This window comes from Novosphingobium sp. BL-S-21 (assembly GCF_055521655.1).
Map to the genome: position 1 here is coordinate 1,859,966 of NZ_CM145496.1, position 25,136 is coordinate 1,885,101.

Below are 25,136 nucleotides of genomic sequence, written 5' to 3' on the forward strand. Positions count from 1 at the left end.
CTTTGCGGGACATCAGGTCGTGTAGTGCGCCGTGGTCTTAGCGGCGACTTCGTCGGCCGTCACGCCCGGAGCCAGTTCGATCAGCTTGAATGGGCTCTGGTGGTCGGGCCGCTGGAACACGGCCAGATCGGTGACGATCATGTCGACCACGTTCTTGCCGGTGAGCGGCAGAGTGCACGCCGGGATGAACTTCGGATCGCCGTTCTTGGCGTTGTGTTCCATCACGACGATGATCTTCTTCACGCCGGCCACGAGGTCCATCGCGCCGCCCATGCCCTTGATCATCTTGCCGGGGATCATCCAGTTGGCGATGTCGCCGTTCTCGGCAACCTCCATCGCGCCCAGCACGGCCAGGTCGATGTGTCCGCCGCGGATCATGCCGAAGCTGGTGGCGCTGTCGAAATAGGCCGACTGCGGCAGTTCGCTGACGGTCTGCTTGCCCGCGTTGATGAGGTCGGCGTCGACCTCGTCGGCGTAAGGAAACGGCCCGATGCCGAGCATCCCGTTTTCCGACTGGAGCGTCACCGTCATGCCGCCGGGCACATGGTTCGCCACCAGGGTCGGGATGCCGATACCGAGGTTCACGTAGAACCCGTCCTGGAGTTCCTTTGCCGCGCGCGCGGCCATCTCGTTGCGGTCCCAGGACATCAGGCGGTCTCCCTCTCGCGCGTGGTCGTGAATTCGATCTTCTTGTCGTAGGGCGCGCCGAGGACCAGGCGCTGGACGAACACGCCCGGCAGGTGGATGCCGTCCGGATCGAGCGAGCCGGTGGGGACGATCTCTTCCACTTCAACCACGCAGACCTTGCCGCAAGTGGCGGCCGGCACGTTGAAGTTGCGGGCGGTCTTGCGGAACACGACGTTGCCGGTCTCGTCCGCCTTCCACGCCTTCACCAGGCTGAGGTCGGCGAAGATGCCTTCCTCCAGGATGAATTCCTCGCCGCGGAAGACTTTCACTTCCTTGCCCTCGGCGATCTGGGTGCCGACGCCGGTCTTGGTGTAGAAGCCCGGAATCCCGGCGCCGCCGGCGCGCATGCGCTCCGCCAGAGTGCCTTGCGGGCAGAATTCGACTTCGAGTTCGCCCGAGAGGAACTGGCGTTCGAACTCCTTGTTCTCGCCGACGTAGGAAGAGATCATCTTGCTCACCTGCTTGGTGCGCAGCAGCTTGCCGATGCCTTCGTTGTCGATACCGGCATTGTTGGAGGCGAACGTCAGGTTCTTCACGCCCGAATCGCGCACTGCATCGAGCAGGCGCTCAGGGATGCCGCAAAGGCCGAAACCACCGGCGGCGATCAGCAGGCCATCCTTCAGCAATCCGTCCAGCGCGGCATCGGCGCTGGGATAGACCTTGTTCATGCCATTCTCCCGTTAGAGCGTCTTCCGATCGGGTGGCATCACCCTCTGGCCCGGAAAACGCGGCAAACCAAAATCTTGGAGCATCCGGGCCGTTCTGGTCGGCTCGGAAAATCGCTCCGGCAAGCGAGCCTAGACAGGCAATTCCATTACGAATAGCGATTGTTATTTATCGGAATGGATAAGACACGGTTATGAAACGTATCGCCCTTTTCCATCTCGAAACGCTGATGTGGATCGACCGGCTCGGCACGTTCGCAGGCGCGGCGCAAAGACTCAATACCACCCAACCCGCCATCTCCGCGCGGGTTCGCGAGATCGAGGAGCAACTCGGCGTATCGCTGTTCCAGCGCGACGGACGGCGCATGGTGCTGACGGCACGCGGCCGCCGCCTGGTGCAGGATTGCGAGCCGCTGCGGCAGGGTCTGGAGCGCGTGCTGCTCGACGCCAGCGACTTCGCCGGGGCCAGCGGCACCGTGCGGATCGGCTCGGGCGAGATCGCGGCCGCCACCTGCCTGCCCGGCTTCATCGGCGCGATTGCGCGCGAACGCCCCGGCGTGACACTGGAAATCGAACTCGACCTGACGGCCCGGCTGCTCCAGCAGCTTCTCTCGGGCACCCGCGACATCGTGTTCCTGGCCGGCCCCGTCGCCAGCCCCGGCCTGCGGACCACGCCGATCGGCGCCGTCGACCTGGTCTGGGCCTCCAGCCCCGCCTTGGCCGAATCCGCAGATTTGCGCCGCAACGGGACGCCGGGCGCTCCTTCCTTTCCGGTCTGGTCCCTGCCCGACCACTCCCCGCTCCACGGAGTTACGCTGGAGACCCTGGAGCAGCACCGGATCGCGCCCCGCACGCTCAACACCTGCAACAACGTGCGCATGCTGATCGAGATCGTCTCGCGCGGCCAGGGCGCGGCAGTGCTGCCCGAAACCATGGTCCGCCGCGAGCTGGAACGCGGCATCCTGGTGGAAGTGCTCCCCCGCCCGCAGCAAAAAGTCCATTTCGAAGCCGCGATCCGCACGCGAGAGCGCGATCCCATGATCCTGGACCTGTTCGAGCGCGCCACCCGCCTCTCCATAGAAACGGCCGGAGAAGCGGAAGTTTGATCTTCGTCATGGCAATTCCATGACCTTACGATAGGTTACCGGGCCATAGGTTAGCTGCCATCAACGGGAGAAATACCATGCGCTCGATACTCGTGAACGCCGACCGCAAGCCCGATAGCGACAGCCGCGTCGCCACCGCGCTCGAACTCGCCCGCCACATGGACGGCCACGTAACCGTGCTCGTCGATACCCCGGTGTCGCGCTACATCGCCATGGACCCGATGGGCGGCAGCTATGTCATCTCCGAAGCGCTCGACAAGGCGCGCGGCGAGGACGACAGCGCCGCCGAGGCCATCGAGGCACGCCTGACGCGCGGCGACATTCCCTTCGAAGTGATCCGCAGCGAGGAAGACCCGGTTCCCGCCCTTGCCGGCGCCGCGCGCCTGTCCGACCTGGTGGTCGTCTCGCGCTCCAGCGGCATTGCCGGGCAACTGGCCATGGTGGCCCGCGCGCCGGTCCTGGCCCTGCCCGAAGGCCGCACGCTGGCCCTGCCGATCCGCCGCGCCGTCATCGCCTGGGACGGCGGCGAGCAAGCCGCCAGTGCCCTCAAGGCGGCCGTGCCGCTGTTGCAGAGCGCGCAGACGGTCAAGCTGGTGACCGTGATCGAGAAGTCCGGCGGCTTTCCGGTAACCGATGCCTTGCGCTATCTGTCGCGCAACGGGCTTCACGCGGAGTACGAGGAATACGAAAGGCGCGGTTCCACCGAGGAAACCTTGGCGCTGGCCGTGAACCAGAACCACGCGGACCTGCTGGTCATGGGCGCCTACGGCAAAAGCCGCCTGCGCGAATTCCTCTTCGGCGGCGTCACCGCCCACTTCCTGTCCGAAGCGAGCGCCCCCGCGGTCCTGTTCTCGCACTGACGAGTTCCCGCAAGGCGCGGGGGTAAATCGTATCGAGGGCGTCGGTGCCGGCTTCAGGCCGTGCCCCGGCGCCCTTTCGCATGATCGGGCGCCTTTTCCGCTGGATACTCAGCACGGTGAGCAAATGGCGCGACGCAACAGTCAACGTTTGCATTCTGGCGGACAGGCGCATCGCCTTGACGATTGCGTCAAGACCGACATGAAAGCTGATTCATTTCATAAGCCATTGTTTTATTTAAATTACAGGTCGTATACCCAGGGTAGTTACCAGTCGCGCAACGTTGCTTGCGCGTTTCGCAATCTCAAATCGGTGTTTTCGCACTTGCACAAAAACCCGATTCGGAGCATATAGAAGCTGCCTTTCAGGCATCCTCTCCCAAAACTTTCATGGCCCGGCCGGCAACGTCCGGGCCTTCTTTTTGCTTATTTGAGAACGGCGTTCTCAAAGAGTTCCATCGGAAACATCCGCAGTGACCGTTGGTTGGTTTGAAATCCGGGAAGCCGATACCTAGTTCCTGATCCACACCCCGGACGGCACGCACGAAGCGGTGCATGCCGGCATCGGGAGGATGAAAGGACACTCATGGCGGACGCCCAGACCAACGTCGACGATCGGACCGTGAAGCTGCAGGTCGCGGCTGCCCGACAGGAAGAAAGCGGCCAGGGAATCGCCCGCCTCTCGCGCGCGGCGCTTTCCGAGATCGGCGCGATGGAAGGCGACGTGCTGGAAATCACCGGCAAGGCCGCCACCGTCGCACGCGCCGTGCTCGCCTATGACGAGGACGAAGGCCTTCAGGTCATTCGCCTGGACGGCCTCCAGCGCGGCAATGCCGAAGTCGGATCCGGCGATCACGTCATCGTGCGCAAGGCGGAATCGCGCCCCGCGCAGCGCGTGGTCTTCGCGCCCGCGCAGAAGGATATGCGCCTCCAGGGGCCCTCGGCGGCGCTGAAGCGCAACTTCTTCGGCCGCCCGATGGTGCAGGGAGACCTTGTCGCCACCACCGGCCAGCAGCAGGTCGCGGATATTCCCCCGCAGCTTCGCCGCATGTTCGATGCACCGGCCTATGCGCTGACCCAGATCCGCCTCAACGTCGTTTCCACCACGCCGCGCGGCATCGTGCACATCGACGAGAACACGGAAGTGGAACTGCGCGAGGTCTTCGAGGAAGCCCACGACGCGCGCGGCGACGTCAACTACGACGATGTCGGCGGCATGAGCGACACCATCCGCCAGCTGCGCGAAATGGTGGAACTGCCGCTGCGCTATCCCGAACTGTTCACCCGCCTCGGCGTCGCCCCGCCGAAGGGCGTGCTGCTGCATGGCCCGCCGGGTACCGGCAAGACGCGCCTCGCCCAGGCGGTCGCCAATGAGAGCGAGGCCAACTTCTTCACCATCAACGGTCCCGAGATCATGGGATCGGGCTATGGCGAGAGCGAGAAGGCCCTGCGCGAGGTGTTCGAGCAGGCCACCAAGGCCGCGCCGGCGATCATCTTCATCGACGAGATCGATTCGATCGCGCCCAAGCGCAGCCAGGTTCATGGCGAGGCGGAAAAGCGCCTCGTTGCCCAGTTGCTCACCCTGATGGACGGCATCGACAGCCGCGCTCATGTCGTGGTGATCGCCGCCACCAACCGGCCCGACGCCATCGACGAGGCCCTGCGCCGTCCCGGCCGGTTCGACCGCGAGATCGTGATCGGCGTGCCCGACGAAGCCGGCCGCCGCGAGATCATCGGCATCCACACGCGCGGCATGCCGCTGGGCAGCAAGGTCGATCTGAACGAACTCGCGCGCACCACCCACGGCTTCGTCGGCGCCGACCTGGCCGCCCTCGCCCGTGAGGCCGCGATCGAGGCCGTGCGCCGGATCATGCCCCGGCTCGACCTCGAAGCCCGCACCATCCCTCCCGAAGTGCTGGAAGAACTCCAGGTCCTTCGCGAGGATTTCGTGGCCGCGCTCAAGCGCGTCCAGCCTTCGGCCATGCGCGAAGTCATGGTGCAGGTGCCCAACATCGGCTGGGCCGACATCGGCGGCCTCGACAATGCGCAGCTCAAGCTGAAGGAAGGCGTGGAACTGCCGCTGAAGAACCCGGAAGCCTTCCACAAGCTGGGCATCCGCCCCGCCAAGGGCTTCCTGCTCTACGGCCCGCCGGGCACCGGCAAGACCCTGCTCGCCAAAGCCGTCGCCAAGGAAGCGGAGGCGAACTTCATCTCGATCAAGTCGTCCGACCTGCTGTCCAAGTGGTACGGCGAGAGCGAGCAGCAGATCGCCCGCCTCTTCGCCCGCGCGCGCCAGGTCGCGCCTTGCGTGATCTTCATCGACGAGATCGACAGCCTCGTGCCCGCCCGCGGCATGGGCGGCGGTGGCGGCGAACCACAAGTCACCTCCCGCGTGGTCAACACCATCCTTGCCGAGATGGACGGCATGGAGGAACTGCAGTCGGTCGTGCTGATCGGCGCGACCAACCGCCCGGCGCTGGTCGATCCCGCCCTGCTGCGCCCCGGCCGCTTCGACGAGCTGGTCTATGTCGGCACGCCTGACGAGGCCGGGCGCGAGCACATCCTGGGCATTCACACCGCCCGCATGCCGCTGGCCGACGATGTCTCGCTGCGCGATGTCGCCGCGCGGACCGAGCGGTTCACCGGCGCGGACCTTGAGGACGTGGTGCGCCGCGCCGGTCTGATCGCCATCCGCAAGCGCGGGGCCGAAGTGGAACAGGTTCGCCGCGAGGACTTCGACGATGCACTCGAGGACAGCCGCGCCACGGTGACCGAGGAAATGGAAGCCGAGTACGAGCGCATGAAGGGCGAACTGAAAAAGCGGGCCATGGAAGTGATCCCGATCGGTTTCATCGCCCCCGGCATGGTCGAATCCCGCCGCGAAAAGAAGCACGGCGATTGAGCGGTACGTCGTCCCGGACCCGGTCCGGGACGACGGCCCCTCCCCATCCCCATCGCCTCTTGCGGAGGCCGCGCCCTTGCGGCACCTGCATCGCATGAATTCTCCCGTCCGCGCCTTGCTCGCCGCCGCACTCGCCCTCACCGCTGCCCCTGCCGCGCAGGCGAAGGATGTGCCGGTCTGCGGCTACCGCATCGACAACGCCTTCCCGCATGACACCGCCGCCTTCACCGAAGGCCTCTTCTTCGACCGGGGCCTGCTCTACGAAAGCACCGGCCAGAAGGGCGATTCCCGCATCGTCGTGCGCAAGCTGGAAACGCTGGAGCCGGTGGGGCAGATCGAGATCGATCCTGCGGTCTTCGGCGAAGGGCTGATCGACTGGAACGGCCAGCTCATCAGCCTGACCTGGCGCGACGGGATCGGCTATCGCTGGGATCGCACCACGCTGAAACCGCTGGGAACCTTCCATTACGAAGGCGAAGGCTGGGGCATGACCCGCAGCGGCAACACGATCTACCAGAGCGACGGGTCCGCCGCCCTGCGCCTCCGCGATCCGGCAACCATGCGCCAGACCGGCAGCCTCGCCGTCACGGCCGAGGGCAAGCCCGTCGAGAATCTCAACGAGCTGGAATGGATCGACGGCGAGATCTGGGCCAATGTCTGGATGACGGACCGCATCGCCCGCATCGACCCGAAGACCGGCAAAGTGAAGTCCTGGCTCGACCTTGCCGGGCTGCGCGAGCAGGCGGGCGGCGCCGGTGTCGATGCCGTGCTCAACGGTATCGCCTGGGACGCGCCTGGCCGCCGCATTTTCGTGACCGGCAAGAACTGGAACCAGATATTCCAGATCACCCCGGCCTGCACCAAAGGGGCCTGACTTGCCCATGGAAGCGCGTTGAGGTAAGGAACCGGTCGCAACCGAAGGAATGGATCGATGGACATCTGAGCACATAGCCCGTTTTTCCCAAACGCTATCTGCCGGTGTTCCCATGACATTTCTGACTCTCGACCGCGTTGCCTGCTCGGCGTCCGACGGTTCTCCCCTCTTCCGCGATCTCACTTTCGCGCTCGGCCGCGAAACCCTGGGGTTGGTCGGCCGCAACGGCGCGGGCAAGAGCACGCTCCTGCGCGCGATTGCCGGCGAAGTGCCGGTTTCCGAAGGCACGATCACCCGCCAGGGCCGGATCGGCCTGCTGCGCCAGCTTCCCCCCGATGAGAACGCCAGCGTCGCCGAGGCGCTGGGCCTTGCCGCGCACTTCGCCCGGCTCGACCGCATCACGCAAGGCCGGTTCGAGGACGACGATTTCGACCTCGCCGACTGGACCCTTGCCGAACGTTTCGAGAAAGCCGCCGCCCTGGCGGGCTTCGCGGAGCTTGACCCCGCGCGCCGGCTCGCCAGCTTCAGCGGCGGGCAGCGTACCCGCCTCATGCTGACGGGGCTGCTGCTGGGCGAACCCGACGTGCTCCTGCTCGACGAGCCGACCAACAATCTCGACGATGCCGGACGCCAGGCCGTGGCCGACTTGCTGGGTGCCTGGAGCGGCGGCGCCCTCGTCGCCAGCCATGACCGCGACCTGCTTCGCCGCGCCGACCGCATCGTCGAACTGACGAGCGTGGGCATCCATATGGTCGGCGGCGGCTGGGACGCATTCGACGAACAGCGCAGCGCCGAACGCGCCCGCGCGGCCTCGGCGCTCGAACGCAGCGAGGACGCCCTGCGGCAGGCCCGGCGCGAGAAGCAGCAGGAAGCCGAGAAGCAGGCGCGCCGCGACAGCAAGGGCCGCAAGGACGCTGCGAAGGGCGGCGATCCAAAGATCCTGCTCGGCGCGCGCAAGCAGCGGGCCGAGGAAACGGGCGGACGACAGCGCAAGCTGGGCGATGAACTGGTCGGCCGCGTCCAGGAGCAGTTCGACGTGGCCCGCCGCGAAGTCGAAGTGCTGGCGCCGATCCATATCGACCTGCCGCCGAGCGGACTGCCTGCCGGCCACACCCTGATCGAGGCGCGGGGCCTATGCTGCGAGCGCGGCGGACGCCGGTTGTTCGGTCCGCTCGATCTCCTTCTGCGCGGCCCGCGCCGGATCGCCGTGACCGGGCCGAATGGCTCGGGCAAGACCAGCCTGATCCGCATCCTGGCCGGGCTCGACCGGCCCGACGCTGGCTATATCCATAGCGGCGATCTTCATTCCAGGAATGCGCGCATCGCCCTGCTGGACCAGCACGTATCCCTGCTGGGCGAGCGCGGAAGCGTGCTGGACGCCTACTTGCGGCTCAACCCCGATGCCGACCGCCACGCCGCCCACGCCGCCCTTGCCCGCTTCGGCTTCCGCAGCGCCTGGGCCGAGCGGGACGTCGCCACCCTCTCCGGCGGCGAGCGGATGCGGCTGGCTTTGGCCTGCCTCTTCACGCGCCGGGACGTCCCCTGGCTGCTGATCCTCGACGAGCCCACCAATCACCTGGATCTCGCCTCGGTGGAGATGCTGGAGGAGGCCCTGCGCGGCTACGACGGCGCCATCCTCTGCGTCAGCCACGACGCGGATTTTCGCGCGGCGCTGGAATTGGGTGAAGAGATCGCGCTGGGCTAGCGCCCACGTCCCGGCCCCCCGGTCAGTTCGCCTTCCTAGCCTCGCCATTTCCCGAGGCGGCGACAAGTTCGGCCAAACCCGCGGTGGCACCCATTTCCACCGGCCCGACCGGCAGGGTCCGCCGCCGCACGAGCGCCTCGGGCTGGTTCCGGCGGATCCAGTCCATCATGCTCTCGCGGATCTCGCAGCGCAGGTCGAACAGGGTCGGGCCGTCCTTGGCGCTCATGAGCAGGCGCACTTCGATGGCCTCGTCCTTGCAATCCGTCACTTGCAGCACCTGGGCGCGCTTGTCCCAGAGGCGGTGCGCCGTGATCTGGCGGCTGTATTCCTCGCGGATCGGGCCGATTTCGGTGCCCTGGTCGAGATAGAGAAACACCGTGCCCAGGAGCTGCGAGGTCGTCTTGGTCCAGTTCTGGAAGGTGTCCTCCAGGAAACGGTTGGACGGTACCACCAGGCGCCGGTCGTCCCACAGCCGCACGACCACGTATGTCGTGCGGATATCCTCGATGCGGCCCCATTCGCCGTCGAGGATGATGACGTCGTCGATGGAGATCGGCTCGGTCATCGCCATCTGGAAACCGGCGATCAGCGCCTTGAGCGCGGGCTGCGCCGCCGCACCGACCGCCAGGGCCGCCAGTCCCGCCGAAGCCATCAGCGTCACGCCGATCTCCCGCACACCGGGCACCGAGGCCAGCATGCCGGATACGGTGAGGAACACGATGAGGAACGTGCCGATACGGCTGAAGATCGCCAGCCGGGTCCGGCGGCGGCGGGCATTGCGGTTGTTCTCCACCGAGATGTCGGCGCGCACGATCATCGCTTCGACGAAGGCACGCAGCACGGCCACGGCGACCCAGCCGGTGAGGAGCGGCATGACGAAAGGCGCGAACCGCTCCCATACCGATTCCAGCGCCGGGGTCTCGCGCGCGGCCAGCACCACGCCCATCGCCAGGAAAGCCCAGCGCGTCGGCCGGTTGAGCCGGTTCACCACCAGGTCGTCCGCCTCGCTCGCGCTGCGATGGGCAATGCGGTTGAGGATGCGGAACAGCAAAGTGTGCACAGCGAATGCCAGCACCAGCCCGATCAGCGCGGCCAGCACCGCCATGAGCGGCCGCTCCGCCCAATCGGGCAACCCTTCGAGGATGCGATCGATGAACTGGATCATGGTGCTGAAACAATGCTGCATCGCAGCAGTTTCATCCCGGGCTTCGATTCATCGGTGTTGCAGGGCGTTTCGCGCGAAGCGGAGGCCATCGCCCGTCATTCCGCAGGCCATTTCGAGGGCCTATGGCGCGTGATGGTGGCATACCGCCTCATGCCCGGCCGGTAAGGAACCGATGTCCCGGATAGCGGACACCGTCCTGCCGTCGCCTGACGGGAATGGCCTGGGGCGGCGGACGCTCCCCGGCAGGGCCAGTGGAAGCTAAGCGCTGTCCGGGGATCGGCGCCGCGGCTCACTTGCCGCCGGCGCCTCCCCCAACCCTAGCCGTCAGTGCGCCGCGCCCCAGCTCAGGCCCGAGCCGATCTCCACGCCCAGCGGCACGTCGAGGCTGACGGAAGGCGCCGCCGCGCCGGCCATCACGCTGCGGATCACGTCGGACGCGGCCGCGACATCGGCTTCCGGCAGTTCGAACACCAGTTCGTCGTGCACCTGAAGCAACATGCGGACATGGCCGAGCCCCGCTGCCGCGAGCGCCGGGTTCATGCGGACCATGGCGCGCTTGATGATATCAGCGCTGGTGCCCTGAATCGGCGCATTGATCGCCGCGCGCTCGCTGCCCTGACGCTCGGCGCCGTTCTTCGAGGTGATGCGCGGGAACCAGGTCTTGCGGCCAAACAGGGTCTCCGAATAGCCGCGCTCGCGCACTTGTTCGAGGGTGTGGACGATGTAGCGCTGGATGCCCGGGAACCGCTCGAAGTAGCGGTCGATCATGGCCTGGGCTTCGTCCGCCTCGGTGCCGAGACGGCCGGCGAGGCCCCAGCGGGAAATGCCGTAGAGGATCGCGAAGTTGATGGTCTTGGCGCGCCCGCGCGTGTCACGGTCCACGGTGCCGAACATCTCCATCGCCGTGCGCGAGTGAATGTCCTCGCCCTCGGCAAACGCTTCCTTGAGGCTGGGCACGTCGGCCATGTGCGCGGCCAGGCGCAGTTCGATCTGCGAGTAGTCGGCGGCCAGCAGGACATGGCCCGGCTCGGCCACGAAGCAGTCGCGGATCTGGCGGCCGATTTCGGTGCGGATCGGGATGTTCTGGAGGTTCGGATCGGTGGAGGACAGACGCCCGGTCTGCGCGCCGACAAGGCTGTAGCTGGTATGGACCCGCCCGGTCCGCGGGTTGATCGCCGCCTGCAGGGCCTCGGTATAAGTCGAGCGGAGCTTGGAAAGCTGGCGCCATTCCAGCACTTTGGTGGCAACTTCCGCGCCCTGGGTGGCCAAGCCCTCCAGAACCGACTGGTCGGTGGAATACTGGCCGCTCTTGCCCTTCTTGCCACCCTTGTAGCCAAGCTTCTCGAACAGGATATCGCCGAGCTGCTTGGGGCTGCCGATGGTGAATTCCTGGCCGACCTTGCCGTAGATCTCGCCTTCCAGCGCGCCGATCGCTTCGGCGAACTGGCTGGAGAGCCCGGCCAGCTTCTCGCGGTCCACCTTGATGCCGTGGCGCTCCATCTGCGCCACGACCGGGATCAGCGGGCGGTCGACCCGCTCGTAGATGCGCGTGCCGCCTTCGTCCGCAAGGCGCGGCTTGAGCAGGGCGTGGAGGCGCCAGGTCACGTCGGCATCTTCGGCCGCATAAGGCGTGGCGCGGTCCAGCGGCACCTCGCCGAAGGGAATCGCCTTCTTGCCCGTGCCGCAGACGTCCTTGAAGGCCATGGTCTTGTGCGAAAGGTGGCGTTCGGACAGTTCGTCCATGCCGTGCCCGCCGCCGATGCCCTCGATCTGGCGGCCGGCGTCAAGGCAGAAGCTGACGATCATCGTATCGTCCACCGGCGCCACGTCTATGCCGTGGCGGGCCAGCACATTGAGATCGTACTTGATGTTCTGCCCGACCTTGAGCACCGCATCGCTCTCCAGCAGCGGCTGGAGCAGCGCCAGCGCAGTCTGCAGCGGCACCTGCTGCGGCTTTTCGGCAAACATGTCGGTGCCGCCATGGCCGAGCGGAATATAGCACGCATCGTTCGGGCCGAGCGCAAGGCTGACGCCTGCCAAATCCGCTTTCATCGAATCGAGCATCGATGTCTCGGTGTCGATGGCCACGACATGGGCGGCCAGCCCGCGCGCCACCCAGCGCTCCAGCGCTTCCACGGTCTGCACGCATTCGTAGGCGGCATAGTCCACCGCCGGCCATTCCGGCAGCGACTGGCGCGCCGCGCCCTCGGTGGGGCCGCTGGCGGCCGTGACCGGCTTGGCCGGGTGAAGCTGGGTCGGCCGGTCCGGGCTGCCGGTGCCGCCGTCCAGACGCTTGAGCAGGCTGGTGAAGCCGTGCCTGCCCAGGAATTCCGCAAGCGGCGCGGGCGGAATCGCGTCCAGCTTGAAGTCCTCCAGCGCCATCGGCAGCGTGCAGTCTTCCTTCAGGGTGACCAGCACCTTGGACAGGCGGGCTTGCTCGGCCTGTTCGATCAGGCGTTCCTGGAGCTTGGACTTCTTCATCGAGGGCGCTGCGGCGAGCGCGGATTCGAGGTCGCCATAGTCCTGGATCAGCTTCGAGGCAGTCTTGGGGCCGACGCCGTAGACACCGGGCACATTGTCCACCGAATCGCCCATCAGCGCCAGCACGTCGCCCACCTTTTCGGGCGGGACGCCGAACTTCTCGACCACTTCGGGAATGTCGATGCGCTGGTTCTTCATGGTGTCGAGCATGTCGACGCAGCCGCCACCGATCCCGCATTTGCCGACCAGCTGCATCAGGTCCTTGTCCGAGGACACGATGGTCACGTCCCATCCCTGCGCCGTGGCGGCGCGGGCGTAGGAGGCGATCAGGTCGTCCGCCTCGAAGCCTGCTTCCTCGATGCAGGGCAGCGAGAACGCGCGGGTGGCGTCGCGGATCAGCGGGAACTGGGGGACCAGATCCTCGGGCGGCGGCGGGCGGTTGGCCTTGTAGTCGTCGTAGATGTCGTTGCGGAACGAATGGCTGCCGGCATCGAGGATCACCGCCAGGTGAGTCGGGCCATCGGCCTTGTTCAGGTCGTCCGCGAGCTTCCACAGCATCGTCGTATAGCCGTAGACCGCGCCCACCGGCGTCCCTTCCGGGTTCGTCAGGGGCGGCAGACGGTGATAGGCGCGGAAGATGTAGGCCGAGCCGTCGACGAGGTAGAGATGCTGCTTGGAATCCATGGCAAGACCACTAGCAGCGCGGGCGCGGGCCGTCAGCAGGGCAGTGGAAAGAGACGGGTGAAATCACCCGGCGGAATAGATGGAACCAATTCGCTCCCCCGTCGTTTGCCCGCGACTGCTTGAATCGCGCGTCCGAGCGGCCTAGTTTCTCCTTCCACGGGGGGAAGCCGCCCGCATCCGCGCGGATGGGCTCACAGGGTTTGTCTTTTCAGCAAACGCTTTCAGCAAACGAGGGAATACCGAGAACATGCGCAAGATCGTTATCGCCGCCACTGCCGCCGTCGCGGCCCTGTCGCTCGCCGCCTGCTCCGAGAAGACGCAGGACGCCGCATCGGACACCGCCACTTCGGCTGCCAGCGACGTGTCGGACGCTGCCGATGACGTGGGCGATGCCATGACCGATCTCGGCGCCAAGGCTTCGGACGCTGCGGGCGACGCTGCCGACGGCGTGAAGGATGCCGCGGCCGACGCTGCCAAGAAGGCCGAAAAGACCACTGACGACATCGCCGCGGATGCCGAGAAGGCCGCCGCCGACGTCACCGATGCGGAAAGCACCCCGCACGACACCGCCGACCAGCACTGATCCTCGCGGACCGGGCCCCCGCCGCCCGGTTGCGATTACGAAAAAGGCGCTTCGGACCCGGTCCGAAGCGCCTTTTTCGTGGCTTCTGCACGGCCGGGGCCGTGCGGAGGCTCAGCGCACGGCAGTGCGGTAGGAAGATCCTTCCGCCAGGTAGCCCTCGTAGATGGCGCGGGCGATGCTGGCGATACGCGCCTCGCGGTTCGGGCGCGTGCCCTGTCCGGTGACATAGATCGCCACGGCATAGGCCCGGCCATCCGGCGTCTCGATGATGCCGATGTCGCTGGAGGTGTTGTTGAGCGATCCGGTCTTGTGCGAAACCGACACTTCGGCCGGAAGCCCCGCGCGAATGCGGCGCTTGCCGGTGACGGTACGGCTCATGGCGCCGAGCAGGACGTCGCGGCCCTGCTTGCTCATCCACTTGCCCTGGTAGATGCCCGAGAGCAGTTCGACCACCGCGATCGGCGTCGCGCTGTCGCGCTTGTCGACGACCTTGGCGGGATCGATGGCGCCATCGTCGCGGACCAGGGTGGCGATGTCGCGGTCGATATGCCACTCATCGATGCCGGTCCGGCGGACCCAGGCGTTCACGGCCGATGGCCCGCCCACCACCTTGAGCAAGGCGTCCGTGGCGTAGTTGTTCGAGCGGGTGATCATCAGCTCGATCAGCTGGCGAGCGCTCATGTAAGTGCCGGCCCGCACCGGCGCGACGGCGCTGGAGAACGGCGCGGAGGGCACTGGAACCATCAGCGGGAACTCGCTGGAAAGCGTCCATTTGCCCTTGTCCACGCCTTCCAGGAATGTCGCGGCAATGGCGATCTTGCTGGTGCTGGCCATGGGAAAGCGCTGGTTGCCCAGCACGTCGACCATGCGCCCGGTGGACAGGTCCACCGCCGCGACGCCGATGCGGCCCTGCGAGGCGTTCGCCACCGAAGCGAGCTGCTTACCGAAATCGCTGGAATAGGTGCGCGGCGCCCGTTCCTCGGTGCCGAACACCGAATCGAACGAATCCTGCACATCGCCGATGGCCCCGGCCTGATAGCTGGAACCCGACGCATTGACGGCACCCGAATGGGCGCGGAACTGCGTCCGGACTTGCGCCTGCGCCGGTGCCAGCGACAAGCTGCCCAGCGAAAGGCCCGCGGCGACCAAGCCCGCAATCTGAAGGAAGCGCCCCGTGCCCTTGCGGCACTGCGCAACGAGTTTCTCTGCCCCGATCATGCAGATCCCACCCTGTACTTGTACATGTTCCTACAGAGTTAACGGTAACGAGATAAAGCGCCAGCCCGGCGCGACGAACTGCATGTTCCATGCGGGCAATTGCTCGGAATCGTACAATCCTTTCGCCCAGATGAACGAATCCGTTGAGCGAAGGTAACACTGGCTGGCTGAAAACCGCTCCCATCCTTTCGTCATTGCGCGCAATGACGGACTTGGAGAGGAGTAGGCGAATGTCGTTGCCGTTTACCCGGCCAAGAAAAAGGGCCGGAAGGATTGCTCCTTCCGGCCCCAATTCGCGTCGGTGACGGGAGTGGCTTAGAAGCCGCCCATGCCGCCCATGCCGCCCATGTCGGGCATTGCCGGCATGGAGGCCTTGTCTTCCGGCTTGTCGCTGATCGCCGCTTCGGTGGTGATCAGCAGGCCGGCAACCGAAGCCGCATCCTGCAGCGCGGTGCGGACGACCTTGGTCGGGTCGATCACGCCGGCAGCCTTGAGGTTTTCATAGACGTCGGTCGCGGCGTTGAAGCCGATGTTCTCGTCGGTCTGGTCGAGCAGCTTGCCTGCAACGACGGCGCCGTCGCTGCCGGCGTTCTCGGCGATCTGCTTCACCGGAGCCGAGATCGCCTTGCGGACGATGTCCACGCCGCGGGTCTGGTCTTCGTTCGCGCCGGCCAGGCCGTCGAGAGCGCGGATCGCGTAGAGCAGCGCGGTACCGCCGCCGGGGACGATGCCTTCTTCAACCGCAGCGCGGGTCGCGTGGAGAGCGTCGTCGACGCGGTCCTTGCGTTCCTTCACTTCGACTTCGGTGGCACCGCCGACCTTGATGACGGCAACGCCGCCGGCCAGCTTGGCCAGGCGTTCCTGCAGCTTTTCACGGTCGTAGTCCGAAGTGGTGACTTCGATCTGCGAACGGATCTGCTCGACGCGGCCCTTGATTTCGTCATGCGAACCGGCGCCGTCGACAATGACGGTGTTGTCCTTGTCGATGGTGACCTTCTTGGCTTCGCCAAGCATGCCGAGCGTGACGCTCTCAAGCTTGATGCCGAGGTCTTCCGAGATCATCTCGCCGGCGGTCAGCGTGGCGATGTCGCCCAGCATCGCCTTGCGACGATCGCCGAAGCCCGGAGCCTTGACGGCGGCGATCTTCAGGCCGCCACGCAGCTTGTTGACGACGAGCGTGGCAAGAGCCTCGCCCTCGATGTCTTCGGCGATGATGAGGAGCGGACGACCCGACTGCACCACGGCTTCCAGGATCGGAAGCAGCGCCTGGAGCGACGAAAGCTTCTTTTCGTGGATGAGGATGTAGGGGTTTTCGAGCTCGACCGTCATCTTGTCGGGGTTGGTGACGAAGTAGGGCGAGAGGTATCCGCGGTCGAACTGCATGCCTTCGACGACATCGAGTTCGAATTCGAGACCCTTGGCCTCTTCAACGGTGATCACGCCTTCCTTGCCGACCTTCTCCATCGCTTCGGCGATCTTCTCGCCGACTTCGACGTCGCCGTTGGCGGAGATGATGCCGACCTGGGCGATTTCGGCCGAACCGGCGACCGGGGTCGAGCGGGTCTTGAGGTTTTCGACGACCTTGTGGACGGCGAGGTCGATACCGCGCTTGAGGTCCATCGGGTTGATGCCGGCGGCAACCGACTTCATGCCTTCGCGAACGATCGCCTGGGCGAGGACGGTCGCGGTGGTGGTGCCGTCACCGGCCTTGTCGTTGGCCTTCGAGGCCACTTCGCGCAGCATCTGCGCGCCCATGTTCTCGAACTTGTCCTTGAGTTCGATTTCCTTGGCGACCGAGACACCGTCCTTGGTGATGCGGGGAGCGCCGAAGCTCTTCTCGATCACGACGTTGCGGCCCTTGGGGCCCAGGGTCACCTTGACGGCGTTGGCGAGGGTGTCGACGCCGGCGAGAATGCGTTCACGCGCGTCGCGGCCGAACTTTACGTCCTTGGCTGCCATTTTGAATTCCTTTTAGAAAATCTGGAAAATGCGGAAATCGTCGATTCTCAGCCGATAACGCCGAGGATGTCCGATTCCTTCATGATCAGCAGGTCTTCGCCGCCAACCTTGACTTCGGTGCCGGACCACTTGCCGAACAGCACGCGGTCGCCGACCTTGACGTCGAGCGGAGTGATGGTGCCGTTTTCGGCGCGGGCGCCGGTGCCGACGGCGACGATTTCGCCTTCAGCCGGCTTTTCCTTGGCGCTGTCGGGGATGATGATGCCACCGGCCGTCTTTTCTTCGGCCTCGACGCGGCGCACGAGAACACGGTCGTGCAGCGGGCGGAAAGTCATGGGGATCTCCCTAATCCTACGAACTAAAGGGCAAGAAACTGGAATTGGCACTCATGGTTGTAGAGTGCCAACGGCCGTGGATATGGTTCTGGCCCGGGGCGACGTCAAGCGCATCGCTTCCAAAAATTTCTCACCCGGTATGGGCGCGGGATGAGACGAGACGGTTACACCCGGTCGAGGTGGAACTCATCGCGCCAGTGCCAGCGCGCCAGCAGCAGCACCGCCGCCACGGTCAGCCCCACGGCCAGGCCGATCCACACGCCCACGCCTTCCAGCGGGGTGAACAGGCCGAGCAGGGCCGAGGTGGCGAAGCCCGTGACCCAGTATCCGAACAGCGCGATGGCCATCGGCACGCGGGTGTCCTGGATGCCGCGCAGAGCGCCGGCCGCCACCGCCTGGAGCCCGTCGGTCAGCTGGAATATCGCCGCCACGAACAGGAAATGCAGCGCAAAACCCACCAGCACGGCGTTCTGCGGCGCCTCCACGTCGACATAGGCGGAAAGGATGAAGCGCGGCGCCAGCAGCATGGTCGATGCCGAGAGGACCATGAAGATCATCGCCACGGTGATCGCAGCCCAGCCTGCCAGGCCCACGCCGATGCGATTGCCCGCGCCGTAGTGATAGCCGACCCGGATCGTCGCGGCCTGACCCACGCCGAACGGCACCTGGAAGGCGAAAGCCGCGATCTGGAGGGCGACGGTATGCGCGGCAAGCTGCGCTTCGCCGATGCGCCCCATCAGGAACGCGGCGCCGCTGAACAGCCCGCCCTCCGCAATGAGCGTCGCCGCGATCGGCAGGCCGAGCGAGAGGATCTGGCGCAGGCGCTGCCATTCGGTCCGCCAGATGCGCCCAAGCACATGATAGCGGCGCAGGCGGCGGTCGCTGCGGATGGCCACGATATAGGCCAGCACCATCACGCAGGCCGTGGTGATGCTGGCCAGCGCGGAACCCATGAGGCCGAGCGCCGGAAAGCCGAAGTGTCCGAAGACCAGCACGTAGTTGCCGGTGGCATTGACGCCGATCGCCAGCGCCGTGATCACCGTGGCGAAGAACGGCCGGCCCAACGCTGAAACGAAGGTGCGCAGCACGTTGGCGATGGTCATCGGCAGCACGGCGATGCTCACCAGCCTGAGGAAGGCCGACGCCGTCACGGAAACCTCGGGATCCTGCCCGGTGGCTTCCATCAGCAGGTTGCCCAATTGCGACAGCGCGATGGCGCCGAGGCTGAACAGGACCGCCACCCACAGCGCCATGCGCGTCGAGCGGCGCACTTCGCGCACGGAATTGCGGCGGCGGCCGATTTCAGCAGCGATCAGCGGGGCAACCGCGCCGGTCACGCCATTGATGCCCATCATCATCAGCGCGACGATCGCGATCGCCAGGCTCGAGGCCGCCAGGGCCTGCTGCCCCAGGCGTGCCACGAAAATCACGTCGGTCGCGAAGACCGCCATCTGCAGCAGGTTGGCGAGCGCCAGCGGCCCGGCAAGACGCATGGTGGCGCCCAATTCGGCGCGAAAAGTCGAAGGTAGAAGGTGCGAAGCCATTATCGGTCAGGGCGATACGGGAGCGGACCGACAAGCGAAAGGAAATTCCTGCCGTTTTCCTGCGGCTTCAAAGGCCGATTTGCGCTGCATCATGGCTTTCCATCCCACGCCCGGTCGAATAGGCACCACCGCAGCGCCGGAGGAACCATGACGCCTGCACGCCTTACTACTGTTGCTTCCCTGATCGCCCCCCTGCTCGTCCTCACCGCTTGCGGCGGATCGGGTCAGGATAAGTCCGAAACCGCGCAGACTTCCGCGGATGCCGGAACGTCCGCCAGTCCCCCGCCGGGCAGTGCCCGGGCTGCCGCCGATGCGCCGGCGGCCTTTGCCGTCTGCCGTTCTTGCCATGCGGTGGAACCGGGCCGCAACGGCGTCGGCCCCTCGCTGTTCGGGATCGTCGGCACCAAGGCCGGCGATGTACCCGGCTACAACTTCAGCCCCGCGCTCAAGGGTTCGGGCGTGACCTGGGACCGGCAGTCGCTCGACACCTGGCTCCAGGGTCCGATGAAGATGGTGCCCGGCACGAAGATGGTGATCGGCGTGCCCGATCCGAAGAAGCGCCAGGACGTGATCGACTACCTCGAATCCCTGAAGTGAGACCGTCGCCCGGCCCCGGCCGGGTTACCATCGGCGACAATTTACGACCGCGATCCGCCGCTTCACGCTGCTAGGGCCTGCCATGGTGCGACATGGCTTCCAGCAGAAGAAGAACGGATGGACAGACAGGAACGGGAAGGCCTCGCGGCGGACCTGACGCGGATCGAACAGATGAATCTCGGCCGGCGGCGAATGCTTTCGCTGGGCGCGATCGGCGGACTCGCCGCACTAGCCGGCTGCGCTGCGCCTGCGGGCCGGAGCGGGCCGCCGTCCGGCGGCTGGGCCGGCCCGCCGGCTGACGGCATGGGCGGCCCACCGCCCGGCGGCAGGCGCGGTCCCCCGCCCGGCGACTTCGGCGATCATGGCCCGGGAGGACCGCCGCCGCAGATCGACAACGGCCCGGTCGTCACCGGCACCGCATCCAACGGCACGCGCTGCGTGGCCTTCGCGCGTGAGACCGAGGGGCCCTATCCTGCAGATGGCTCCAACACGGCGCGCGGACAGGTGGCCAACGTGCTCGGCCGCTCGGGCCTGCAACGCCAGGACATTCGCAGCGACATCGGCGGCGGCAACACAGTGCCCGGCATCCCGCTCGACCTCTCGCTGCGCCTTGTCGATGTCAACACCGGCTGCATGCCGCTTCCGGGCCATGCCATCTATCTCTGGCACTGCGATCCGAACGGCCAGTATTCGCTTTACGACCAGCCGGATCGCAGCTGGCTGCGCGGATTGCAGGTCACTGACGACAACGGTCTCGTCCGGTTCCGCACGATCGTGCCGGGGTGCTACATGGGCCGCTATCCCCACATCCACTTCGAAGCCTTCACCAGCCTGCCGGTCGCGACGGCGGGGAAATTCGCGCGCCTGACCTCGCAGCTCGCCGTCCCCGCCGAGACCTGCGACGCGGCCTACACGTCCTCGGTCTACGCGCGCTCGGCGCGAACCTGGGCGCAGTCCCGCGAGATCGCGCGCGACATGGTTTTCGGCGACAATGGCACCGAGCGGATCAAGGTGATGACACTGGAGGTCGGCGGCTCTGCGGCGGGCGGCTTCCAGGGGAGCGCCGTCATCGGCCTGGCCGGCTGACTTGGCCTGGCCGGCTGACTTGGCCTGGCCGGCTGACTTGGCCTGGCCGGCTGACTTGGGTTGCGAAATGAAGGGCGCCGCGGGTACGTGCGGCGCCCTTCTTTCCACCGGTCCTTGCGGGGGGTGCGGCCGAAGGTGAGGCCGGAGCCAGGACCGGGAAAGGGAATCAGACCTTGCGGCCGGGCGGGACCTGCTGCTCGGCGGTGGGCTCGATCCGGGCGGGGAGAGCGGCCGGGATGGCACGGTTCGTGGCTCCGGCGGCATCGCAGCCGTCCGAAGCGGCTTGCGTCATCTTCGGCGCCGCGCCGAAGCTGTCGGAGCTGTAGGAAACCGAGCGTGTGCAGCCCCGCGCGTCGGTGGACGAGGAATAATAGGTCACATGCGAGCCGGCCGGCATGTCTCCGACCAGGATCACGCCGGGTGCCCCCTGCGCATTGCCGCGGGCCACCGCCTGCTGCTGCATCTGCGCGGCATGGCGCTGGACGAGCGCCGCCTGCTGCATCATCGCATCCATGCGCGCATCCATCGCTGCCGAGATCCGCGCCATTGCCATGAAGGGATCGGCCATGACCCCGCCATCACCGGCATCACCGGCATCACCGACCTCGGCGGCGGCCTCCACGGGCACGACTTCCACTTGCGGCGCGGTATCGCCGAAGTAGCGAACCTGGATCTGCGAACCGTCCGGCGCGTCGACGTTCATCGTGTGCAGCCTGGCCGTGGCTGCTTCGGCAACGCCCGCGCCCAGCAGGGCCAGCGCGGCAGCGCCGAAAAGATATGTCCTCGAAGGCATTCGCATGGGCAAACAACTCCTGAAAGCGGGCCGTCGGTGCAGCCCTTCCGGAGGCGAAAGCTGCGCCCGCCAAGCTGAACACCGGATGACGGCGCCCCTTCGCTTCAGGCCCGCGCAGGCTCAGCTCATCGCCTGTAAAGCATGGCCACGTCGCACCGCTCGTAGCGTGCGCCGTACTGCGCCATGATCCCGGCATCGTGGCGGAAACCCAGCTTTTCGTAGAGGTGAATCGCCGCCTCGCAGTGCCTGTTGGTCAGGAGATAGAGCGGATCGGCGCCCATCTCCCCTGCCCGCGCAATCATGGCATCGAGCAGGAATTCCCCGGCCTTCAACCCGCGTGCAGAAGCCCGCACCCCCATTTTCGTGAGTTCGAACGACCGCTCGCCCGTCTTCTGCAACGCGCAAGTGCCGACGATCCCCAGCCCTTCTGCCTCCACGAACAGGATCGCCCCGCCCGGATCGACGATCCGCTGGCGCGGGTTTTCCAGAACCTCGCGATCGGTGGGTTCGAGGCGGAACATCGCCGCGATCCACTCCGCATTGATGTCGTGAAAATCCTGGGCAAGGCCATCCTCGAATTCGCGAATGCGCAGGACGGGCGGCTTCAGCCGATCGTAGCGCGCCACCATCGAGGATTCGTCCAGCGCATTCTCGACCCGCTCCAGAAGCGCCAGCAAGGTCGCGGTGTCGCCGCCGCACATCTCGTCCACGGCCAGCCCGATGCCGGGCCAGACATGCATGCGCGTCCGCGCCATGGCCGTTTCGCCGGCCGGGGTGAGCGATACGTGCCGCTGGCGAAGGTCGCTGCCCTGGGCCGTCTGAACCAGTCCCTGTGCGGCGAGCTGGCCGATCGCGCGGGTGACGCCGGGCTGACTGGAGCCCACGGCCTCGGCCAGTTGGCCGATCGTTCTGGCGCCATCGTCAAGCGCGGTCAGCAGCGGCATCTGGCCCGGCTGCGCGGGAATCCCCGCCGCCTGGATGATCTGCGCGGCATCGCCCTGGAGCCGCTCGGCCAGGCGCTTGAGGCGGCTGCCGAGATAGACACCGCCGAGACGGGCGATCACATCGGTCATGCATTCAACTCCATATCACGTTATATATCGCGTTATGGAGATAAGCCCGGACCGTCAAGCGGGCAAAGAGAAAGGGCGGCTCCGAGGAGCCGCCCTTCCCTGTCTGCTCGGAAGAACCGAGAGATCGATCCCGGAGCGAATCCGGGAGAATCCTTGCGGGCCGAAACCCGCAGCGGATTACTTGAGCTCGACGGTGCCGCCGGCTTCTTCGATCTTCTTCTTGATGTCTTCGGCTTCGGTCTTGTTGACGCCTTCCTTGACAGCCTTGGGAGCGCCTTCGACGAGAGCCTTGGCTTCAGCGAGGCCCAGACCGGTGATGGCGCGGACTTCCTTGATGACCTGGATCTTCTTGCCACCGTCGCCGGTGAGGATGACGTCGAATTCGGTCTTCTCTTCGACAGCGGCGCCAGCGTCGCCGGCCGGGGCAGCAGCCACGGCAACAGCGGCAGCGGCGGAAACGCCCCATGCTTCTTCAAGGGCCTTGGCGAGGTCAGCGGCCTCGAGGACGGTCAGCTGCGACAGTTCTTCAACAAGCTTGGCGATATCGGCCATGATAATAACTCCTGATCTGTGGTCCCGGGGTGCTGGATGCGGTCCACCGGGATAAATCGAAACGAATAGAATTGCTTAGGCTTGCCCTTTGGCGATCTGCGAGAGACCGCCTCAGGCCTGAGCTCAAGCAGCCTTGTCGGCGTAGGCAGCGAAGACGCGCGCCAGCTTGGCCGCCGGAGCGGTCTGAAGCTGTGCGATCTTGGTCGCCGGAGCCTGAACGAGGCCGATGAGCTTGGCGCGCAGTTCGTCGAGCGAGGGCATCGAGGCGAGAGCCTTGACACCATCGGCGTTCAGAACCTGCGAACCCATCGCGCCGCCGACGATCTCGATCTTGTCGGTCGTCTTGGCGAAATCGACGACGGCCTTGGCTGCTGCGACGGGGTCCACCGAGGTGGCGATGGCCGTCGGGCCGCTGAGGAAGTCGCCGATACCGACATAGTCGGTGTCCGCGATGGCAAGCTTGGCAAGACTGTTCTTTGCAACCTTATAGGTAGCACCGGCATCACGAATCTTGCCGCGCAGGGCGGTGGACTGGGCCACCGACATGCCGAGGTTACGGGTGATGACCACCACGCCGACCTCGTTGAAGACTGCGTTGAGCTGGGCGACCGAATCGGCTTTCTGCAAACGATCCATGCCTTACTCCTTCACATGTGACCGCTTGGGACTTGCATCCCGCACGGCCGGCTACGTTTGTCCGAAGCGCAAATGCACTTCGGGCGAGTCCGTTGGCGATGGGGAAGGAGTTTTTCGTGCCGAAACACGAACCTGGCACCACATTCCGCGAAGGAATGCCGGGCCGGAAATTTTCCTGTTCCCCGTCTAGGCTGGAAATTAAGCCCTCGCAAATCGAGGGCACCAACTGTCTCGGACGGATGAACCATGGGCCGGGACCCATGTGGTTCGGCCGCGCCTTTGGCTGAAAGCGCGGCCCGAGTCAAGTTTCGCGAGTCAATCGATCTCAGATGGCCTCGCCGGCGGCATCGTAGCCCAGCAGGTCTCCGGGCTGGCAATCCAGTTCCCGGCAGATCGCTTCCAGCGTGGAGAAGCGGATGGCCTTGGCCTTGCCGGTCTTGAGGATCGAGAGATTGGCCAGGGTGATGCCGATGCGCTCCGCCAGTTCGGTCAGCGTCATGCGGCGGGCATGGAGCAGGTCGTCGAGCTTCACCACGATATTGCCTCCTTCTGTGCTGTCTTCGCCCATCAGACGGTCCCTTCCAGTTCGGCGCGCATCTCGGCGCCCTTGCGGAAGACCCGCGCCAGGATGAACAGGATCAGCATGAGCAGCAGGCCATTGCCCGAGATGCCGCCGATCGAGTCCAGATGAGTCTCGCCCTTGCCGATCTTGTTGATCAGCGCGCCCAGCGCCGAGAGCGGCAGGCCGAGAAGCTGCACGACAAGGCTGAGCCACGCCATCTGCGTCAGCCGCCGAGCATTCTCGGGGACGAAGGGGTCGCCGTCGCCCACGGTGCCGACGATGCGCTTCAGCAGCTGGAATATCCGGAACAGCACCCCGCAGAGGACCGCCGCGAGGACCAGAATCCCGCTGACCACCCAATAGAACTGCGGCAGCAGCAGCGGCATTTCCCTGGCCATTTCCGCCGAGATCTCGTTCTGGAACACCAGCATCGCCGGGATCGCGACAAGGCAGGCGCCGATGGCGAGGGCCATCGCGCCCATCAGGAACCAGAGCATGCCCTTGGCAATGGCGAGCAGCGGATCGCGGGTGAGCGCGTGCATGGTGGAAGTCATCGTCCTGCCCCTTTTCTGTTCGGCTTACATCAAGGCCGGCGCGACGGGCGCGGCGATGACGATGCGCGTGACGGCGCCGTCGCGGGAGGCCGTTTCATGGACCACCGTATCGGCCGCATGCGCGGGCGTGGAGATCGTCGGCAGCCAGAAGCCGGCAACGAAAGCCAGGGAAAGGACAATGACGAAAGGTCGGCTGGCGGCCTGGGTAGTCGAGAAGATCATTGTTCGTTCTCCGATATGCCTGATATCGAAATTCAATAAACTCGATTCGGCATATCGTCAAACAATAATATTGAAAAACGATATGAGGCTCGTTGCTTTTCGAGAAGCACCGTCGAAAATGCACGAGAATCCGCCACTCTGGATCCAGTTCCCGAGTGCCCCCACACCCGGTTCCATCGCCGCGCGGGAAGCGACGGCCGTGCCAGGTCTATCAGGTCAGGACCCGCGAATCGCGCAGGCAACGAAAAGCGGGGCGGCTCCCTGAGGAACCGCCCCGCACACGCCGGCTTGCCGCG

General features: G+C 65.9%; 24 protein-coding genes. 10 read left to right on the forward strand and 14 right to left on the reverse strand.

Annotated elements, in window-relative coordinates; genetic code table 11:
• Positions 1-12: 12 nt before the first annotated feature.
• Complete coding sequence (locus ACZ1J6_RS17270) at positions 13-648, reverse strand: CoA transferase subunit B (protein WP_314467617.1); 636 nt, start codon at positions 646-648, stop codon at positions 13-15.
• Positions 648-1,355 carry a CoA transferase subunit A gene (locus tag ACZ1J6_RS17275; RefSeq protein WP_132264550.1) on the reverse strand — a complete coding sequence of 236 codons (708 nt, stop codon included), beginning with the start codon at positions 1,353-1,355 and terminating at the stop codon, positions 648-650. Before ACZ1J6_RS17275 ends, ACZ1J6_RS17270 begins: the two co-directional genes overlap by 1 nt.
• A gap of 191 nt (positions 1,356-1,546) precedes the next feature.
• Here ACZ1J6_RS17275 and ACZ1J6_RS17280 point away from each other — a divergent pair, with 191 nt between their 5' ends.
• The 5 genes from ACZ1J6_RS17280 to ACZ1J6_RS17300 all read left to right on the forward strand — a co-directional run bounded on the left by ACZ1J6_RS17280 (position 1,547) and on the right by ACZ1J6_RS17300 (position 8,796).
• Positions 1,547-2,458, forward strand: a complete 912-nt coding sequence (locus ACZ1J6_RS17280) for a LysR family transcriptional regulator (protein WP_465127603.1) — start codon at positions 1,547-1,549, stop codon at positions 2,456-2,458.
• A gap of 77 nt (positions 2,459-2,535) precedes the next feature.
• Positions 2,536-3,318, forward strand: a complete 783-nt coding sequence (locus ACZ1J6_RS17285) for a universal stress protein (protein ID WP_132264547.1) — start codon at positions 2,536-2,538, stop codon at positions 3,316-3,318.
• Between the two features lie 583 nt (positions 3,319-3,901).
• Positions 3,902-6,217: a CDC48 family AAA ATPase gene (locus ACZ1J6_RS17290; protein WP_132264546.1), complete on the forward strand. Its 2,316-nt coding sequence runs from the start codon at positions 3,902-3,904 to the stop codon at positions 6,215-6,217.
• Between the two features lie 94 nt (positions 6,218-6,311).
• Complete coding sequence (locus tag ACZ1J6_RS17295; protein ID WP_132264544.1) at positions 6,312-7,091, forward strand: glutaminyl-peptide cyclotransferase; 780 nt, start codon at positions 6,312-6,314, stop codon at positions 7,089-7,091.
• A 112-nt stretch (positions 7,092-7,203) separates the two neighbouring features.
• Positions 7,204-8,796 (forward strand): ABC-F family ATP-binding cassette domain-containing protein, encoded by a 1,593-nt coding sequence (locus ACZ1J6_RS17300; protein WP_465127604.1) that lies wholly within the window; start codon positions 7,204-7,206, stop codon positions 8,794-8,796.
• Positions 8,797-8,818: 22 nt separating this feature from the next.
• Here ACZ1J6_RS17300 and ACZ1J6_RS17305 read toward each other — a convergent pair whose 3' ends face one another.
• Positions 8,819-9,961, reverse strand: a complete 1,143-nt coding sequence (locus ACZ1J6_RS17305; RefSeq protein ID WP_465127605.1) for a mechanosensitive ion channel family protein — start codon at positions 9,959-9,961, stop codon at positions 8,819-8,821.
• Between the two features lie 12 nt (positions 9,962-9,973).
• Here ACZ1J6_RS17305 and ACZ1J6_RS17310 point away from each other — a divergent pair, with 12 nt between their 5' ends.
• Positions 9,974-10,126, forward strand: a complete 153-nt coding sequence (locus ACZ1J6_RS17310; RefSeq protein WP_465127606.1) for a hypothetical protein — start codon at positions 9,974-9,976, stop codon at positions 10,124-10,126.
• A gap of 159 nt (positions 10,127-10,285) precedes the next feature.
• Here ACZ1J6_RS17310 and polA read toward each other — a convergent pair whose 3' ends face one another.
• Positions 10,286-13,126 (reverse strand): DNA polymerase I, encoded by a 2,841-nt coding sequence (gene polA / locus ACZ1J6_RS17315; RefSeq protein ID WP_465127607.1) that lies wholly within the window; start codon positions 13,124-13,126, stop codon positions 10,286-10,288.
• Between the two features lie 247 nt (positions 13,127-13,373).
• Here polA and ACZ1J6_RS17320 point away from each other — a divergent pair, with 247 nt between their 5' ends.
• Positions 13,374-13,709 carry a hypothetical protein gene (locus ACZ1J6_RS17320; RefSeq protein WP_132264537.1) on the forward strand — a complete coding sequence of 112 codons (336 nt, stop codon included), beginning with the start codon at positions 13,374-13,376 and terminating at the stop codon, positions 13,707-13,709.
• 111 nt (positions 13,710-13,820) lie between these two features.
• Here the strand turns inward: ACZ1J6_RS17320 and ACZ1J6_RS17325 are convergent, their stop codons facing one another.
• From ACZ1J6_RS17325 to ACZ1J6_RS17340, 4 genes are all read right to left on the reverse strand, one after another.
• Positions 13,821-14,927, reverse strand: a complete 1,107-nt coding sequence (locus ACZ1J6_RS17325; protein WP_132264535.1) for a serine hydrolase — start codon at positions 14,925-14,927, stop codon at positions 13,821-13,823.
• Between the two features lie 315 nt (positions 14,928-15,242).
• Positions 15,243-16,886: a chaperonin GroEL gene (gene groL, locus ACZ1J6_RS17330; protein WP_132264534.1), complete on the reverse strand. Its 1,644-nt coding sequence runs from the start codon at positions 16,884-16,886 to the stop codon at positions 15,243-15,245.
• Between the two features lie 47 nt (positions 16,887-16,933).
• The gene (gene groES, locus ACZ1J6_RS17335) at positions 16,934-17,221 is read right to left on the reverse strand and encodes a co-chaperone GroES (protein ID WP_086492655.1); all 288 of its coding nucleotides are present in this window, start codon (positions 17,219-17,221) and stop codon (positions 16,934-16,936) included.
• 164 nt (positions 17,222-17,385) lie between these two features.
• A complete protein-coding gene (locus tag ACZ1J6_RS17340; protein WP_465127608.1) occupies positions 17,386-18,765 on the reverse strand; it encodes an MATE family efflux transporter in 1,380 nt (459 codons plus the stop codon).
• A gap of 147 nt (positions 18,766-18,912) precedes the next feature.
• Between ACZ1J6_RS17340 and ACZ1J6_RS17345 the strand changes: the two genes are divergently transcribed.
• Both ACZ1J6_RS17345 and ACZ1J6_RS17350 read left to right on the forward strand, forming a co-directional pair.
• Positions 18,913-19,362, forward strand: coding sequence for a c-type cytochrome (locus ACZ1J6_RS17345; RefSeq protein ID WP_465127609.1), 450 nt, complete (start codon positions 18,913-18,915; stop codon positions 19,360-19,362).
• A 117-nt stretch (positions 19,363-19,479) separates the two neighbouring features.
• The gene (locus ACZ1J6_RS17350; protein WP_465127610.1) at positions 19,480-20,448 is read left to right on the forward strand and encodes a dioxygenase family protein; all 969 of its coding nucleotides are present in this window, start codon (positions 19,480-19,482) and stop codon (positions 20,446-20,448) included.
• Between the two features lie 166 nt (positions 20,449-20,614).
• On the opposite strand, the gene ACZ1J6_RS17355 is transcribed toward ACZ1J6_RS17350, so the two are convergent.
• From ACZ1J6_RS17355 to ACZ1J6_RS17380, 6 genes are all read right to left on the reverse strand, one after another.
• Positions 20,615-21,247, reverse strand: coding sequence for a hypothetical protein (locus ACZ1J6_RS17355; protein ID WP_465127611.1), 633 nt, complete (start codon positions 21,245-21,247; stop codon positions 20,615-20,617).
• A gap of 119 nt (positions 21,248-21,366) precedes the next feature.
• Positions 21,367-22,314 carry a bifunctional helix-turn-helix transcriptional regulator/GNAT family N-acetyltransferase gene (locus ACZ1J6_RS17360; protein ID WP_465127612.1) on the reverse strand — a complete coding sequence of 316 codons (948 nt, stop codon included), beginning with the start codon at positions 22,312-22,314 and terminating at the stop codon, positions 21,367-21,369.
• Between the two features lie 177 nt (positions 22,315-22,491).
• A complete protein-coding gene (gene rplL, locus ACZ1J6_RS17365; RefSeq protein ID WP_132264523.1) occupies positions 22,492-22,866 on the reverse strand; it encodes a 50S ribosomal protein L7/L12 in 375 nt (124 codons plus the stop codon).
• A 123-nt stretch (positions 22,867-22,989) separates the two neighbouring features.
• Positions 22,990-23,502 carry a 50S ribosomal protein L10 gene (gene rplJ / locus ACZ1J6_RS17370; RefSeq protein ID WP_132264521.1) on the reverse strand — a complete coding sequence of 171 codons (513 nt, stop codon included), beginning with the start codon at positions 23,500-23,502 and terminating at the stop codon, positions 22,990-22,992.
• Positions 23,503-23,827: 325 nt separating this feature from the next.
• Positions 23,828-24,070, reverse strand: a complete 243-nt coding sequence (locus ACZ1J6_RS17375; RefSeq protein WP_134094754.1) for a helix-turn-helix domain-containing protein — start codon at positions 24,068-24,070, stop codon at positions 23,828-23,830.
• Positions 24,070-24,618, reverse strand: coding sequence for a DUF2975 domain-containing protein (locus ACZ1J6_RS17380; protein ID WP_465127613.1), 549 nt, complete (start codon positions 24,616-24,618; stop codon positions 24,070-24,072). Before ACZ1J6_RS17380 ends, ACZ1J6_RS17375 begins: the two co-directional genes overlap by 1 nt.
• On the opposite strand from ACZ1J6_RS17380, the gene ACZ1J6_RS17385 reads away from it, so the two are divergent.
• On the forward strand, positions 24,605-25,105 hold the full coding sequence (locus tag ACZ1J6_RS17385) for a hypothetical protein (protein WP_465127614.1): 501 nt from the start codon (positions 24,605-24,607) through the stop codon (positions 25,103-25,105). The genes ACZ1J6_RS17380 and ACZ1J6_RS17385 overlap by 14 nt on opposite strands.
• Positions 25,106-25,136: the final 31 nt, after the last annotated feature.